Annotated in this window: 16 protein-coding genes; 4 read left to right on the forward strand and 12 right to left on the reverse strand. The window is 57.7% G+C overall.

The features are described 5' to 3' along the window. Positions 1 to 97: 97 nt before the first annotated feature. From AC1AX7_RS06260 to AC1AX7_RS06305, 10 genes are all read right to left on the reverse strand, one after another. Positions 98 to 1384: a GHKL domain-containing protein gene (locus AC1AX7_RS06260; RefSeq protein WP_476509234.1), complete on the reverse strand. Its 1287-nt coding sequence runs from the start codon at positions 1382 to 1384 to the stop codon at positions 98 to 100. 59 nt (positions 1385 to 1443) lie between these two features. Then, positions 1444 to 2160, reverse strand: coding sequence for a LytR/AlgR family response regulator transcription factor (locus AC1AX7_RS06265; protein ID WP_476509235.1), 717 nt, complete (start codon positions 2158 to 2160; stop codon positions 1444 to 1446). 436 nt (positions 2161 to 2596) lie between these two features. Then, positions 2597 to 3706: a diacylglycerol/lipid kinase family protein gene (locus tag AC1AX7_RS06270; protein ID WP_476509236.1), complete on the reverse strand. Its 1110-nt coding sequence runs from the start codon at positions 3704 to 3706 to the stop codon at positions 2597 to 2599. A gap of 112 nt (positions 3707 to 3818) precedes the next feature. After that, on the reverse strand, positions 3819 to 4181 hold the full coding sequence (locus tag AC1AX7_RS06275) for an Rv3654c family TadE-like protein (protein WP_476509237.1): 363 nt from the start codon (positions 4179 to 4181) through the stop codon (positions 3819 to 3821). Between the two features lies 1 nt (position 4182). Beyond that, positions 4183 to 4542 carry a TadE family type IV pilus minor pilin gene (locus AC1AX7_RS06280; protein ID WP_476509259.1) on the reverse strand — a complete coding sequence of 120 codons (360 nt, stop codon included), beginning with the start codon at positions 4540 to 4542 and terminating at the stop codon, positions 4183 to 4185. 6 nt (positions 4543 to 4548) lie between these two features. Continuing rightward, positions 4549 to 4794 (reverse strand): DUF4244 domain-containing protein, encoded by a 246-nt coding sequence (locus AC1AX7_RS06285; protein WP_476509260.1) that lies wholly within the window; start codon positions 4792 to 4794, stop codon positions 4549 to 4551. Between the two features lie 244 nt (positions 4795 to 5038). Further along, the gene (locus AC1AX7_RS06290) at positions 5039 to 5743 is read right to left on the reverse strand and encodes a hypothetical protein (RefSeq protein WP_476509238.1); all 705 of its coding nucleotides are present in this window, start codon (positions 5741 to 5743) and stop codon (positions 5039 to 5041) included. Beyond that, positions 5670 to 6272 (reverse strand): type II secretion system F family protein, encoded by a 603-nt coding sequence (locus AC1AX7_RS06295; RefSeq protein WP_476509239.1) that lies wholly within the window; start codon positions 6270 to 6272, stop codon positions 5670 to 5672. The genes AC1AX7_RS06290 and AC1AX7_RS06295 overlap by 74 nt, the downstream gene beginning before the upstream one ends. A 149-nt stretch (positions 6273 to 6421) precedes the next feature. Then, on the reverse strand, positions 6422 to 7432 hold the full coding sequence (locus tag AC1AX7_RS06300; RefSeq protein WP_476509240.1) for a CpaF family protein: 1011 nt from the start codon (positions 7430 to 7432) through the stop codon (positions 6422 to 6424). Positions 7433 to 7513: 81 nt separating this feature from the next. After that, positions 7514 to 8284, reverse strand: a complete 771-nt coding sequence (locus AC1AX7_RS06305; RefSeq protein WP_476509241.1) for a P-loop NTPase — start codon at positions 8282 to 8284, stop codon at positions 7514 to 7516. 1043 nt (positions 8285 to 9327) lie between these two features. Here AC1AX7_RS06305 and AC1AX7_RS06310 point away from each other — a divergent pair. The 4 genes from AC1AX7_RS06310 to upp all read left to right on the forward strand — a co-directional run bounded on the left by AC1AX7_RS06310 (position 9328) and on the right by upp (position 14449). Next, on the forward strand, positions 9328 to 11565 hold the full coding sequence (locus AC1AX7_RS06310; protein WP_476509242.1) for an RNA degradosome polyphosphate kinase: 2238 nt from the start codon (positions 9328 to 9330) through the stop codon (positions 11563 to 11565). Positions 11566 to 11704: 139 nt separating this feature from the next. Continuing rightward, positions 11705 to 12898, forward strand: coding sequence for an NUDIX hydrolase (locus AC1AX7_RS06315; protein WP_476509243.1), 1194 nt, complete (start codon positions 11705 to 11707; stop codon positions 12896 to 12898). 4 nt (positions 12899 to 12902) lie between these two features. Further along, the gene (locus tag AC1AX7_RS06320) at positions 12903 to 13643 is read left to right on the forward strand and encodes a hypothetical protein (protein ID WP_476509261.1); all 741 of its coding nucleotides are present in this window, start codon (positions 12903 to 12905) and stop codon (positions 13641 to 13643) included. 164 nt (positions 13644 to 13807) lie between these two features. Further along, positions 13808 to 14449, forward strand: coding sequence for a uracil phosphoribosyltransferase (upp, locus tag AC1AX7_RS06325; protein WP_476509244.1), 642 nt, complete (start codon positions 13808 to 13810; stop codon positions 14447 to 14449). A 155-nt stretch (positions 14450 to 14604) separates the two neighbouring features. Here upp and lnu(C) read toward each other — a convergent pair whose 3' ends face one another. Both lnu(C) and AC1AX7_RS06335 read right to left on the reverse strand, forming a co-directional pair. After that, positions 14605 to 15099: a lincosamide nucleotidyltransferase Lnu(C) gene (lnu(C), locus tag AC1AX7_RS06330; RefSeq protein ID WP_002837187.1), complete on the reverse strand. Its 495-nt coding sequence runs from the start codon at positions 15097 to 15099 to the stop codon at positions 14605 to 14607. Between the two features lie 23 nt (positions 15100 to 15122). Next, on the reverse strand, positions 15123 to 16160 hold the full coding sequence (locus tag AC1AX7_RS06335; protein WP_002837184.1) for an IS1595-like element ISSag10 family transposase: 1038 nt from the start codon (positions 16158 to 16160) through the stop codon (positions 15123 to 15125). Between the last annotated feature and the right edge of the window lie 92 nt (positions 16161 to 16252).

The following is a 16252-nucleotide window of genomic DNA, read 5'->3' on the forward strand; positions in this document are numbered from 1 at the left end:
TCGTCTCCTGCAATGCGCTCTTCGCAAACGACGCGTTTCGCGCGTCGAACGACACGGATCGCATCGGCCGCCGACGCCATGCCCTCGCCGCATGCCGTTACCGCAATGGGAAAATCATCGTCAAGCGGAAGACTCCGTTCTTGGCGAGGATGGATAAGTAACCGTGGTAACGTTCCACAATCAGACGAATCGAACGCATGCCGAATCCGTGATATTTCGTATCGGTTTTCGTGGTCTTCGGCAAGCCGTCCTCAAAATCCAAATCGCCGATGAACGGATTCTCCACACGCACCATCGCCATGCCTTTCTCATGGCTCACCCGTACCGATACGTACCGTTCCATGGTCGGCGGCATCTTGTCCAACGCCTCCAACGCGTTGTCAATGGCATTGCCGAACAATGCGTACGCGTCGGCCTCCGTCATGAACGACATCAAAGCGCCATCGATCATGCGGTCGAAACGAATGCCGCGCTGCTCGCATTGCATCGACTTCTGCGCCATCAGCACGTCCAACGTCTCATTGCCCGTACAGACGGATGCGTCATACAGATCGGCCAACGACGACAATTCCGCCATCTGATCGTGCGAAACAGTCGTACCGCCCAATTGCGTAAGCTGCTTTTTCAGATCATGCGTTTTGACATTGATCAGATCAATGGTCTCTTTCGAGCTTTCCATCTGCCGCTTCTGCTGGCGCAGCAATTCCCGCAATACGTCACCGTCAGCCTGGGCGCGCTGCCGCGACACCACTTCCACGGCGAGCGACATCATGAATATGCAGGTCACCAAATCGAAAGCGGCGAAAACCGTATAGCCTGCAGGATTGTGCGTAGTTGCCAACTCGTTGTATGCATTTGTGAATACGCTGACGCACAGCAGCATGCCGATCAGCAAGGCGGATATGGACCGGCCGGCCAGCAGCGACATCGATTCACCGTTCAGTGGCCTCGCGAAGCACCAGCATCCCACCAGGAGGAACGGAATCAGCATCACTGCATACAGATAGGTGTCCGCCCATGCGGCGTCTATGCCGAAACAATGCACCCAGACGGAAGACAGACGTGCACCGCGATACATGAAATGCTGCAAAGTGCCGCCCATCATGAAATAGAACAACGCCTGTCGCAGGGTGACGCGCCAGCAAAGGAAAATCCACATGGCGAACATCGTGAACATGATGAGATTCTCCGCTATCGTCGTCCAGAATCCGCCCGATACCGTTGCATGCCAGATGGCCGACTCCGCCAGAATCACGGCGAAGCCGCCGCATGCGCAAACGATGAAGCGACGACGATGCTCCTGCTTCCATGTGAATGGGAGAATCGCCACCAGCATTTCGAACACCATGCCATTGGTATCGAAAAAACGAATGATGTCGTTCATGCCTTCCATCCCCAACGGTCCCTTCCCGGCTCGCCCGGCTGTCCGCAGCCCACGACGGGCTATATCACCATGCCGGCGCCCATGCTGGACGCCAGATTGTTCATGAAGCTTTTCCGGTATGCACGCCCTATGGTCAGCAGCGTACCGTCGGACAATTCCAACTCGCCGCCACGAACTTCGGCGATATGCCTGCTGTTGACCACGAACGCCTTGCTGCAGCGCAGAAATCCTCGCGGGCCTAGTTTATCGGCTATTTCCCGTAAGGTGCCGCTGCCTGAGATAAGGCCTTGTTCCATGTGGTAAAGGACATTATGGCCTTTGACTTCGATGTATATGATGTCTCGCAGCATGACTCGTCGCACACCGCCACGCTGCGCGATCATCGCCGTGGAGGAGGTCTCCTCCCTGATGCCGATGGCGCGGGCGAGTTTGCGTTCGAAATCCGGATAGGCGAACGGTTTGATGATGTAGTCCAGCGCGTCCACTTCATAGCCCTTCGCCGCATACTGGGCCAGGTTGGTCACGAAGATCAGCACCGTCTCATCATCGAGCTCACGCAGTTTATGGGCCGCCTCAAGCCCGTTCATATTCGGCATTTCGATATCCATGAACACGATGTCCCAATTCGCGAGATACGGATCGAGGAATGCGGTCGGCTCGCCGAACACCGTGATGTCGAAATTCACGCCCTCATGCGTGCGGGAATACTCATCAAGACATGCACGCAATTTGGTCACGGCCGACTCGTCGTCTTCGACCACTGCCACAGTGAACATTCCACGCTCCTTACTCCATCCGTTTTCAACAATAACGTGTCAGCAGCGCGGGACCTTGACAGGACGCACTGGGGTGCGGCAGCATCCGCATGAACGTATACCGACGAATCATCAATCAACAAAATCGGGGAACATAATCCTCAATCCGCGTCATTCCTCGATCCGTTCCTCAGAGCAATATTCAGAATCGTAAAACCGTCGTAAGGAAAATACGCACCAGGCCGCAGCCCGACATGTGCATCACCGGGTCGAATTCAGGGCCGCCTTCCATCGCCCCATCCGCATATCCTGCCTGCAGATATGCGGGAATACCGGTTTTCCGACACTCCCGCATTGTCATCATGATCGACGAATGCAGCGCCGGCATTGCCACGAAGGGGATTCGGATATCCAGCGCCGTCTCATGGCCGTTGGATGAGCGGCGGGAAGCGGCGCGCTATCGTACGAATTCGCCGGTGAGGGGGTCACGGCCGTCACGGCGGACTCGCATGTCGATGTGATCGGCTTCGCCGGCGCCTTGGTCGAGCGCGACGGCCGGCGGCACGAGCACGCGCAGGGCACGCTTCTGAGCGGTGACCTTGACGGGCAGATGCCCGATGTATTCGCCGTCCGCCATGAAAATCGGAGGCTCCATACCGTCGTCGGCACGGCCGATCTCCACTTCGCGGATTCGCTTCCATCCGAATATGCGGCTTGACAGCAGGCCTTTGGTGTAGATGCGCGAAACGGCGTCGGCGATCTCACCGGCCTTCGGCATGTGGTCGATCCAAATCAGATCCAGCAGGCCGTCATTGAATCTGGAATACGGCGACACTTCCAGGCCTCCGCCGATATGGCGGGAATTCGCGACCGTCAGCATCGGGGAGACGATATCCCTCTCATCGACCGAACCGTCGGCAAGCGTGGCTTTGACGTGATAGCCATACGGCTTGAGCTTGGACACCACGGAGGCCACGCCGGCGAGGTAGCGCAGCGAACCGCCCGGCAGGTGGGAGTGGTTGGCGAAATCGTTGACCTTTGCATCCAGTCCGCACGACAGCATGCCGCCATAGAAGCAGTCGATATCCGTCGGTTCCGGCCGTTCCTCTCCCGTGGAGGAATCCACCGCTTGGCCGCCCGGCAACGACACGATATGCCCCATATCCACATCGATATAGGCATGACGAACGATCGCGCCGACGATGCCCGCGACTGCGACCTCAACGCGGTTCACCGGCAGCCCCATGCTTCTGGCGAAATCATTGCCGGATCCCACGGAGACGATGCCAAGCGGTGTTTTGCTGCAGCCGACGGCATTGACGCCGAGCGCGACCATGCCGTCACCGCCGACGACGACCAGATGGTCATACAGATCGCGATGCATGCGCGCATTGTTCAACGAACTTTCGAAACTGTCGCCGGTCAAGTCGATTACGCCAAAGCCGTATTTCACACCTTCGTCGGACAGCAGGCTGAACACCTGCTCCATAATCTTGGCGCCAGCGCCTTTATCCGACGTCGGATTGCCGATCATGGCCACGGTTGTATTCGAATGCAGTTCTCCCATACAGCTACGATAACCGCAGCGAGGCGAGATGCGCTAGTGCTTCGCGTCGTGTCGCGCCGATATGCAAACACTTGACATTTTGTCAATCTCCATGGGTGCCGTTGACGCCGCATCAATCACATGGCACGGGTCCGGCGCGGGAGATTTTCCTGATATGCGGTGCCAGCGGGATACCGGTTTCCATCATCACCGTCACCTGCACATCTTCGCCATCCACGACGCAATCCTCCAATGCGACGCCATTGGCCTGAGCAACGCCCGCGGCGACTGCGCATGTGGCGCTCACGCTTTTGCCTTGCCGCAATGCCGTCGCCGCTGAGACGGATGCCGAATCGGCCGCCGACGTCGCACGATGGTATCGAATCAACAGTCCTCCTCCCATCGCCACGGTTGCGATCAGAATGGCCGCAACCGCGACAAGCATGACGCCAGCCACGGTGCCGGAGCCAATATCCGCGTCTTGCATGCGTTTCATGTCAATACACTCCTACGGCTTTTCCGGTAACAAGTTCGGGAAGAACATGCAGGGGATCGGGGATCACCGGGCAATGCACAATGACTTCCGCCCGTTCGTCGCCTCTGGCCACGGAGACAGTGGCGCCCTCCCCCGCGATACGCCTGGCCAACGCACCGGCATCCACTTCTTCGTCGACGACCAGCTCACGAGCTATAGCGGCTGCGGCGTCCTGGCAGCTCATCGATACGACGACCGCACGAGCAAGATAGAGCAGCAATATGGCCATCACCGTTACGGCGGGGAGCACCACCGCGAACTCCGCAGTGGCAGCCCCCTCGTCCGTCATATCGGCCATGGCGCGCATACGACGCATGACCATCATGAATCACCCTGCGCTCAAGGCCTTTTCGACGATATCCGTCAGAAGGGTTTTGATTGCATTGGATTTCAAAATGCCGACAAGCAATGCGGCGAAGCCGGTTGCCGCGACGAGCACGACAGCGTACTCGGCTGTGGCGGTGCCCTCTTCCGGCTCCAAAGTGAGCGTACGCAGCTTCGCATCAAGCAGCATCGCCTGACGTTTGACTCGTTCGCACAGGCCGCCTACGCCGGTTTTGGTCGCACGCAGCATTCCGCTATGCCTGTCGACGGTGACAGGTTCTCCGAAATTCATGGCATTCCTTTCATTGGTGATTCCCCGGTCGGGCGACCAGGTTGTTCCACTATGACGGGTTTCCGATTTTTAGGGTGAAGTTTTCGGTGTATGTGGTCGAATGGAAACGGTTATCCACATACCCGGAGTGTTATCCACAATCCTGTGGACAACCTTCCTTGTCACGCCCATGAGCCCTGATCCACGCGTTGCATTCCATGCGTCACCCCATAAAGGAGGCAATCGACGGGATTACGCCGATGCATATGAAGGCCGGCAAAAAGCACAGTCCCATCGGCATCAGCAACTTCACCGACAAGGCCGCGGCGTTCCGTTCGATTGCCGTACGCGAGCGCTTATCCAACTGTTCGATCGTCGTGCGCAAACGCAATACCGGAGAGGTGCCGTGTATCCATGAAGATTCCAGGGCCGAGCGAATGAGCGGCAATGCATCCGCCATGATGCGCCGCTCTGCGGCCGCGGCTGATTCCGAAGGCTCCGTCAACGTTCCGATTCCACTCCCCTCTGACGAATCAGCTGTCGTCATCGCACATGCCCAAGCCTCATCCCAGCCGCCGCCTCGATGCAGCGACTCTCCCACGGCGACCATGCCATATCCCAACGCCGCACCGACGATGTTCCCCACGGAAATCAGCGCATGCGGAATCGACGCCCCTTGAGAAATCGATACCGCCAGCATTTCCAAAATCAACGGCAATGCCGCCGCATCCGCGCCCAACGCATCCGGCCTGACGCCGGCCCAGCTTTGAAGGCGCGAATCCGCGTCGCGTCTTGCCGCAAGTATGACGGCGACGCCGATCGCAGCCCAGCATGCGGCGACCATGCTCCATAATTCAGCCATCATCTTCCCTTTCAAAGTCCGTCCGATTCCCGGCGACGCTTTGTACGCCTCCTCCTGCATGCGCATCATCGGAACCGCCTTCGTTCGGCGACGTTTCCGATTCCATATTCCGCATCAATACGCGCACCCACAGCAATCCGAGCCCATACCAGGCGCCGCCGATGATCAGACACAGCCATCCTTGCAGACCGGAGAAGAGGAAGGCCGCCGGCCGCGCGCCCAGGATCTCCCCCAATATCAAAGTGATCAACGGCAGCACCGTCAGCATGTTCACCGTTGCCTTCGGCATGGCGAACGCCGTTTTGCGCAGGTCATCCAGCAATTCCATGCGTCTGAGCGATGCCGACACCGCCTCCAGACAGCGCGCCGCCTCGCAGCCCAATGTTGCGCTCAACCGGCATGCCGCTTCAAGTTCCATCGCCACATGTCCGATCTTCGCTTCGCTGTCCGCGGGCTCCGCCCTGGTCGCCAACACTGCGTACAGCCGGTCCGCCGTCAGCCGCGGGACAGCGAAGCGCATGCCGTGCTGCTTGCCGAACGCGTCAATCAACGTCCCCCCGCTACGCACGTATGCGATGGCCGACGCGACGGTCATCGACAATCCGATTCGCAATGCGGGAAGGCGTCCGCCTTTCGTCGCGAGCGTTTCCAAACGCCGCGCTGAAACGTCTGAGGATTCCAGAACGGACCATACGCCGCAGCTGCAGCATGCGGCCGCGAAAAAAGCAAATACTGCGATATCGTTCATGCGGGCCCTCTGACACGGGTATTCGCCCATCGCCGCACGAAGGCATTCCAATTCGGACCGGGAACGGCACATCGCCCGTCCCATGCGACCAAAGTGTCGCCGCGTAATCCTTCCGAGCCTGCAACCAGCCGGCCGATCTGCGTTATACGACGAATACCTCGTACGCGTTCCACGTGAAACACTACGTCGAACGCGCCTTCAGCCAACATGGACAACGCCTGCGGGGCAAGCCCCGCCAACAATCCAAGGGAAATCAATCGCGACGGCACACGCGGCACATCATCGGCGTGCAATGTGGTCATGCCGCCATGATGACCGGAATTGAACGCGCGCAGCAGATCGGCGATCTCTTCGCCTCGGCATTCGCCCAACACCACTCGATCGGGGCGCATACGCAACGTCGCTTTCACCAGCTGCGACAGGCCGATGGCGCCGGCGCCCTCCACATTCGCCTCACGCGTGACCAACGACACATGATTGGCGTTACGCAGACCGCCGAGCTCGCGCACCTCCTCCACGGTGACGATGCGTTCCGTATCATCGCACTGTCCCAATAACGCTTTCAGCAGTGTGGTTTTCCCCGCTCCGGTCCCACCTGTGATCAGTATCGTCGCGCGATTGCGGACCAGACCACGGAACAACGGCAGCCAGACGCCGGGGAACAGTCCGCCCGCAGCCAGGGCGTCAAGCCGGGGCACGGCACGGTCAGGGAAACGTATGGTGATCGCCGCGCCTTGCGGCACCAGCGGAGCGATCACCGCATGCACGCGCACGCCTTGCTCGTTGGACGCGTCGCAGATCGGGCAGGCGTCGTCCAAACGCCTGCCCAACTGCGAGCATAGGCGAACGGCATACTCGCGCACGATGCGAGGACCGGAAAAGGGAATCTCCAATATGTATTCGCGCATGCCGTCGCCCCGGTCGACCCACACGCGACCGTCGCAGGTGACGGCCACATCGGTGACCGAGGGATCGTCACCCAACGTCGTGAGCGGCCCCAATTCCATTGCTCTCCTTTCACGATATTCGCGCCTTCACCAATCACCGCATACGGATTCACACGGGCTGTTTATGCCGTTGCCACACCACTATTCATGCCCCAGCTGCCCCAACCCCAGCGACTGCTCAATCTGCTCGACCAATGCGAACACCGCTTTGCGATTACGCCGGCCGATGGTTTGAATGCCCAGCCCATCAAGCAGACTGGCACAGAGCTTTGCGTCCTCACGAAAAACAGGAGACACGCTGCCGCCCATGAAACTCGCAGCCTCATCAGCGCTGACGCCGCTACCGTTCCTTACGCCTTTCGGGCGCATTGCCGCATACTTCATTTTTGAACATTTTGCCGCCTTCAACCTGCCGGCATGAGCTTTCGCGCGCGCCAGGCCAAGTACGGACAGCTCTATCACGCTGACCTGCAAGGCCTCATGCAATGCCTGAACATGTTCTATTTCACGGCCTCTCCCGGCATCAATCACAACGACATCGCTGACCTGCGACAGCGCGCGGGTCACGGCCTGCAGTTCCCACCAATCCGGAACGCGACCGCTCCATGAATCGCAGGACAGTATCGCGATATCCTCCCAATGCGGCAACTCCTCATATAGCGCTTTGCCTTCAATATGGCCCAAAGGCGCGTCGATATCACTGAACCGCAGTCCCGGCGCACTTTCCAATCCGAGCAGCACATCCAATCCGCCCGCAAGCAGATCGGCGTCGACCAGCGACACCTTGTATTCGCGACGACGCAAAGCCAACGCCAGCATCGCGGATAGCGTGCTCAGCCCAACTCCTCCGCTGGGCGAGCTCATCACAACGACGTTATGGCAGGCCGTCGCAGTGCCTGTGCCGACGTTCATGCCCGTGGATACCGGCCCGAATCGACCTCCGCTTCGCTGCATGGTCACTTGCGTTGCCGGACGCCGATGTTCGGCCACGGGCTGGCTCCGCCGCACGTATTCCGTACCCGACTTTGGATAATTGCGCGGCGGCGTGGATTCCGATGGATGTGTTTGTGTGTTCATAGCCAGATTGAACCGTGAACCAAGCGCTCAGCGCAATCTCGACAGGGGTATGTGGTCGAAAGGACGCAGTTATTCACATCATCGGAGTGTCATCCACAAGCCTGTGGACAACTCGCCTCCTCCTCGCCAGGGCAAACGGCGCAAACCTTTGGACTCCGAGAAACGGCTGACAGTTTTGACCGCAACACGCCGCGGACCGAGACCAAAAGCGTCAAAGGAGACAACGCGAACCACAAACCGCCAACAGACGACTGACAGTTTTGACCGCAGACGACGGCGTGTTGCGGTCAAAACTGTCAAGAGAAGACGGCATATGCACAAGCAGAGGCGGACGCACAAGCGAAGACACGAAGCGTAAGCAGAGGCATGGGCAGGGCAAGGGCAAGGGCAAGGGCAAGGGCAGAAGCAGGGCATGGGCGGGACAAGGGCAGGACACAGGCCGGACAAACGAAAAGGCCCGCCGGAGCGGGCCTTTTCAACAAGAACACTAGGAGCAGAATCTCTGCACAACATCATCGTTGTAACGGTAAGTCTTTCCAATGCCCGTCCAACGTAACAGTCCTCATGACCATACACTCTTTGTGGGCTCTGCTCTTTTAAGTTGTCCTTGTACTTGTAAATATATTCACTCCCGCCCCGATATGCAAGCCGAATCGACGCTTTTTCAAGACTTTTTTCGTGGATTTCCGGTGTTGTGCGATTCCTCCGCAAAACCGTCCGCAAACCGCACATCCTCGCAAAGCGACAGTCACCTTTCTGTTTACTTGTGCGCGTTTATACATACTTCGGCGGCGTGTCGTAGCGAAACATGAACAGCACCTGAATTTTTGAAACGGATACTGTGTTTTCGCGCCCTCCTGCACGTAAAGTATTGAGGTATGGCACAGATTTTTGACGCATCCTCCAAGGCTATTCTGCGCAGCCAGATAGCCGAGCATATCGCCGAAACCGACAAGTCGGACAAACGCGAGCAAATCGCCGGCGAAGAACCGCTGCCCAACGACCGCTTTTTCGACCGCGAGCTGAGCTGGCTCAAGTTCAATAAGCGTGTTTTCGAACTTGCCCAGGACGAAGATCTCCCGATCATCGAACGTGCCAGTTTCGAAGCGATTTTCGCCAACAATCTCGATGAATTCTTCATGGTCCGTGTGGCCGGCCTCAAACGCCGCATCGACACCGGCATCGCCGTCACCGCGGCTTCCGGCCTGAGCCCGCGCCAGCAGCTGCGCGCGATCAGCGAGCAGGCGCATCGCCTGCAGGAAGAGCACGCCCACTATCTGGTCGAGCATCTCCTTCCCGATCTGGCGAAGGAGAACATCGTGCTGCTCAGCTGGGACCGGCTGACCACCGCGGAGCAGGAGCGCCTGTCGCGCTACTACCGCCAGCAGGTCTTCCCCGTGCTGACGCCGCTCGCCGTCGACCCGGCCCACCCGTTCCCGTACATTTCCGGCGGCTCCATCAACCTCGCCGTGCTGGTGGAGAATCCGAACTCCGGGAAGTCGCATTTCGCCCGCGTGAAGATTCCGGGCAACCTCAACCGTCTGGTGCCGGTCGACGACATGACCGAAGACGATGCCGAGGATGTGCGCTACGGCTTCATCACGATGGAGAATCTGATCATCGCCCACCTGGAATCCCTGTTCCCCGGCATGATCATCAAGGAGGCCCGCTCCTTCCGCGTCACCCGCAACGAAGACATCGACGTGGAAGAGGATGATGCGGAGAACCTGCTCAACGCGATGGAGCGCGAGCTGCTGCGTCGTCGTTTCGGACCGCCGATCCGTCTGGAGATCTCCGACGAGACCAGCCCGTTCCTGTCCCAGCTGCTCGCCGACCAGCTGCGCGTCACCCCGGACGAGGTGTACCGTCTGCCGGCCCCGCTGGATGCCACCGTGCTGTTCGAGCTTGGCGCCATCGACCGTCCCGACCTGAAGTATCGTCCGTTTGTGCCGACCACGAACCGTCAGATCGCCGAAGTCGAATCCAGCCGCGCGCAGGACATCTTCGCCGCCATCCGCGAGCGCGACATCCTGCTGCATCACCCATATGATTCCTTCTCCACCTCCGTGCAGGCGTTCCTCGCGCAGGCCGCGGCCGATCCGAAGGTGCTGGCGATCAAGCAGACGCTGTACCGCACCAGCTCGAATTCGCCGATCATCGACGCGCTCATCGACGCCGCGCATGCCGGCAAGCAGGTGCTGGCATTGGTCGAGATCAAGGCGCGTTTCGACGAGGACGCCAACATCGCCTGGGCCCGCAAGCTCGAACGCGCAGGCGTCCACGTGGTCTACGGCATCGTCGGCCTGAAGACGCACTGCAAGCTGTCGCTGGTGGTCCGTCAGGAAGCGGACGGGCTTAGGCGCTACTGCCATGTGGGTACGGGCAATTACAATCCGAAGACCGCCCGCGTCTACACCGATCTTGGCCTGCTGACCTGCGATCCGGTCGTCGGCCAGGATCTGACCCGCCTGTTCAACCAGCTGAGCGGCTACGCGCCGAAGTCGAGCTTCCACCGTCTGCTGGTCGCGCCGCGTACCGTGCGCACCGGCATCATTCAGCGCATCCGCCGTGAAGAGGATGCCGCACGCGCCGGCAAGGAAGCGTGGATCAAGATCAAGGTCAACTCCATCGTCGACGAGAAGACGATCGACGCGCTGTACCGCGCAAGCCAGGCCGGAGTGAAGATCGATATCGTCGAACGCGGCATCTGCGCGCTGAAGCCGGGCGTTCCGGGACTGTCCGAGAACATCCGCGTGCGCAGCATCCTGGGTCGTTTCCTCGAACACAGCCGCATCTACGCGTTCGCGAATTCCTGCGGCCCGCAGATCGGCGAAGGGCCGGCAAGCGGTCCGGAAGTGTGGATCGGTTCGGCCGACCTGATGCACCGCAATCTCGACCGTCGTGTCGAAGCGCTGGTGCGCGTCACCGCTCCGGAGCAGATCGATGAGCTGATCCGCTACGTCGATCTGCAGATGGCCGACACCACCGCTTCGTGGCATATGCAGCCGGATGGCACGTATGTACGCCATTCGAAGGACGAAGAGGGACGCCCGCTGGTGGACAGCCAGGAGTGCCTGATCAAAAAGCACACCCGCCGTCCTCGCAACAACAGCTAAAGAGCAATGGTAACGGCCGGTTCCCTTCCCAAGGAACCGGCCGTTCTTACGCGCCCCGCAACAGACGAGGCGCATCCGCGCCACAGCCCGCACGATGCAGGCCGTCCCCGTAACGCCGCATCGCAATACAATGAAAGGCATGGGAAACGAAGTGAGAAGAATCGTGGAAACGGCCGGCGGCATCCTCTATCGAAAGCGCGCCGATTCCCTGCCGAACGACAGCGCCGGCATACGCACGAACGAAGCCTCTGAAGCAGACGCCGAAACAGACGTAGCCGCCAAAGCCGCCGCCAAACACAGTGCCCGTCACGCAACGACGCAATCCGACAAAGACGCAGAAGAGCAACGCCGCTCACTGCTCGAATCAATCGAAGTATGCATCGTGCATCGCCCGAAATATGACGACTGGAGCTGGCCGAAAGGCAAGCTCGACGCCAACGAAACGCATCGTCACGCCGCAGTGCGCGAAATCAGCGAAGAAACCGGCATGCCGGTCATGCTCGGCCCGTACATAGGAGACGTGGAATATCCGCTGGCCGACGAGGGCAAGCCGAAAAGGCGGCATTGCCCCGCGAATTCCACGGAAACCGTCAAACATGCACGGTTTTGGATGGCGCAGCCGATCAGCCCCACCGATGCCGAACATCTGCTTGACGCCTTCGGACCGGTGCGCCGCGCCGATATCGGCGAAATCGACGACATCGTGTGGGTGTCCATCTCGCAGGCGCGCAAAATACTCACCCACACCACCGACAGGGACATCCTCGCCCTGTTCGTCGACCGGATCGAGGAAGGCGCCGCCGACGCGCAGACCATACTGCTGGTACGCCATGCCAAAGCGGAGCCCCGCAAATCCTGGAAAGGCTCGGACGCCGCACGCCCGATCACGCCGCGTGGCGCCGCCGCAGCATACTCGCTCAACCGCGAGCTGGCCTGCTACAATCCGACGCGGCTCTCCACATCGCCGTGGATGCGCTGCCAGCAGACGCTGCAGGTGCTGTCGTGGCAGACGAACCGTCCGATGATCCATATCGACGAGCTGACCGAAGACGCGTTCGCGGCGGATCCGGACGCCGCGTGGAACGCGTTCTATGGCGAAATCACGCGTTCGCTTGCGGCCCGCCGCACGACGGTGATCTGCATGCACCGGCCCGTCATCGGCGGCATATTCGCGCATCTGCGCGAGATGTGCGCGTCCCGCTCGCTGACGAAGCAGCTGATCGCGAAATCGCCGTTCATGCCGACGGGAACGGCCACGGCCATGTTTATCATTGACACGCCACAAGGCCCCCGCATTATTGATATTCAAAGGATCGGTTCACTTGTCTACTAGCGCCATGCATTACGGCACAGCCTCCATCGTCGCCTCGCGTTCCGCCGGGTTCACACATACCGGCTCTCCCCGGCCGTCGCGCCCCGGGCAGCTTGACGCGGGTCTGATGGATGGTCTTGCAGGCGGCGCGGATCCGCAGGAAATCAATGAAATGAGCCATGCGACGGCCGCCGCGCTCCTGGCGCGCGTGCATCACAGCAACGACGCCGCATTGGTGGAGCGTGTGCTGACGTTGGTCGAGCATGAAGGCGTGGACGTCATTGCGGAATTGTGGAGCCACGCCGAACCGGATTCGCTGCCGGGCATTTTGTGGCGCCTGTACATGCTGCGCTCCTGGATGCGGCAGCATGGCGGTTCGATCGCCCGCCTGTGGCGTTTGGGCGAGCCGATCGTGACGTCGGCGTCCGTTGTCGCAGGCGTCAATCAGATGCCGACGGAGGAAGACATCACCATTACCGCCGATTCGATTCTCGCAGGCGCTTTCACCGGTGATTTCGCCGTCGCATTGGATCGCGCCGCGGTGTTCACCGATGTCGTCGCATTGGGATTGCGCGTTGAGGCGAAGCGAATGACGCAGCATGCCGAAGCGTTGGAAAACAGTGTCGGCACGGATGACGATGCCGCTGATGCCGCGAGGATTCGCGGCAAGGCCGCGCGCCTGCTGCATACCGCGGGCAACCTGTTCGCGACGGCGAAGGATTTCCGGCACGGCGCGCATTTGTGGCGACGCGGCAAATTGGATTGATCGTTACGGCGTGTACCGCGCCCAACATTTCGTACAATGATTACTTGCGTCGGGCCATGCATAGCCCCGGGCTCCATTTTCTGCCGCTGCGAGCGGCCTTTGCGCCGACAGGCGCTTTCATGGCTCGGCGCTTTCTTTCCTTTTTTAGGCTACCCTTGGTAGTTATGGAACTTCACGTTTTGGACCACCCGCTGGTGGCGCATAAGCTTACCGTTCTTCGCGACAAGAACACCCCCTCCTCCACCTTCCGTGAACTGGTTTCCGAACTGGTCACGCTGGAAGCATACGAGGCGACCCGCGACCTTGAAGTCGTCGACAAGCCGATCGAAACGCCGGTCGCTCCGATGGTCGGCAAAACCATCGCCAAGCCTCGTCCGATCATCGTTCCCGTGCTGCGCGCAGGTCTGGGCATGCTTGACGGCATGACCAGGATGATCCCGTCCGCCGAAGTCGGCTTCCTCGGCATGAAGCGCGACGAGGAGCATCCGACACAGCAGATCACGTACGCGAACCGTCTGCCCGACGACCTGACCGGCCGTCAGTGCTTCCTGATCGACCCGATGCTGGCCACCGGCGGCACGCTGGTCGCAGCCACCCACTATCTGGCCGAACGTGGCGCCAAGGATGTCACCGCGGTCTGCATCCTCGCCGCTCCGGAAGGCATCGAATTCGTCGAAAAGCATATCGACCCGTCCATCGACTTCAAGGTCGTGGTGTGCGCGGTCGACGACAAGCTCAACGACAAGTGCTATATCGTGCCGGGCCTGGGCGACGCGGGCGACCGCCTGTACGGCGTCATCGACTGATAGTCACGCATACGAAAAAACGGTGTTGCGGCAGGATAACCGCCTGCCGCAACACCGTTTTCGTTTTTTCGTATGGCTATGTCACAACAAACAGTTGATAAATAGCCATTTTTATAGGGGAGTATCAGAACTCCCCTACAAACTGTTATTTGCAGTTATCTATACTCATTTGGAATTTCGATATGAAATGTCTCACACAATAACTTCACATCATGTGCATCATTTTCATCAAACTCGTATCCCAGATGGAACATTACTTGACTATATGGTTCAATACAGGAAACCTCTATTTCCTCAATTCTTCCTTTACCTGAAAAAGTTTCTACCGGAAAACAATCCCCATCATAAAGAATTTCACCTTCGTCCGTATATTCAAAACAATGCAAATCAATAATTCTGTTTTTCAAATCTTCCCATACAGTATGGTTCAATGTTGTATATTCCATCTTAATCTCATAAAAGCCATTAGCTTTCATTATTTCTATAAAGTTCTGATAATCGTTCTTTTCTACAAAAATGTCAATATCATTATGGGCTCTTGACTGATATCCAAGAAGAGCATCTACACCCCAGCCACCATCAAGAAAGACTTTAATCTCCGCATCTATTGCAAATTGAAGAATCTGTTTTACATCTGTTATATTGACCATCTTATCATCTCCACAAATTCTAATTAGGCGACCAGAGGAACTGCTGGTCTGTTTGATAAATCTCTGCATTTAGCAGTTTTCAATGTTGCCAAAACAAAAGTTAAGAAGATGTTCCTTTTCTCCATGTCGCTTTCTTTGGCGTAATTTACAAGGTTATTCCACACAAGATAGTTGTTCAGATACTTGGTAGAAACACCGTTAAAGCCACGCATAAACCTCTTTAGCTGGCTATGGTAGCTATTGATATGTTGGATATTATAAATGCCTTTCTTGGCTTTGCCAGTCTTTAACTGCACAAGGTCAATGCCATTGGCATTTGTAAATCTCACATAGGAGTTCATCTTGTCCGTAACAAGAGTGGAATTGGTCTTAATCCTACCATCATAAATATGATGTAAATCTCTTGTAGAAACTCTACCAGTATTCGTAATCTTGGAGATAGACAAGCCATTCCTATTAACCGCACAAGGAACACATACCTTTTCTTGGGACAAGCCTCTGATATGTGTAGAATGACCACGCTTATGAGCCTTGCGTGGCATAGCAAATGTCTTACTCTTGCTATGATTGCCCTTGTACGAGATGGCGAAAAAAGTTTCGTCAGCCTCAATAATGCCGTCAAGGGTAACATCGTCTGCCATATTCTGAAGTGCATCCAAAATCTTGTGTCTCCAAAGGAATGCGGTGTTTCTGTGAATCCCACAAGCAACAGCAGTCTTACGAATGGATAAGCCATTCATCATACAATCAATGTACTGCTCCCACACGGACAAGTCTTTTCTTGTACCAGACACAATGGAGTTCGTAGCAATCACGAAGGACTTGCCACAATCCTTACATACATATCGCTGTGTGCCATCTTTACGATGACCATTGCGAACCACATGGATACAGCCACAAAGAGGGCATACACGACCATTTGCAAAGCGTTCCTTTGCTACGAAATCTTCAATATTCAAAGACTTTACAAAGGCAGGACTTAAAAGCATTGTTTTAAGGCTTTCCTGCTCTGCGACAGTCAACTTACCGATAATATCTAATGCGTCTTTGATAGTAGGCATATCCAATTACCTCCTTCGGTGGTACTGTTTCTTACTATTTCGTCAAAAATCAACCATTTGTTGTGACAGAGCCTTTCGTATTATCGGCGCGC

The sequence above is a fragment of the Bifidobacterium sp. LH_449 genome (genome assembly GCF_056356755.1).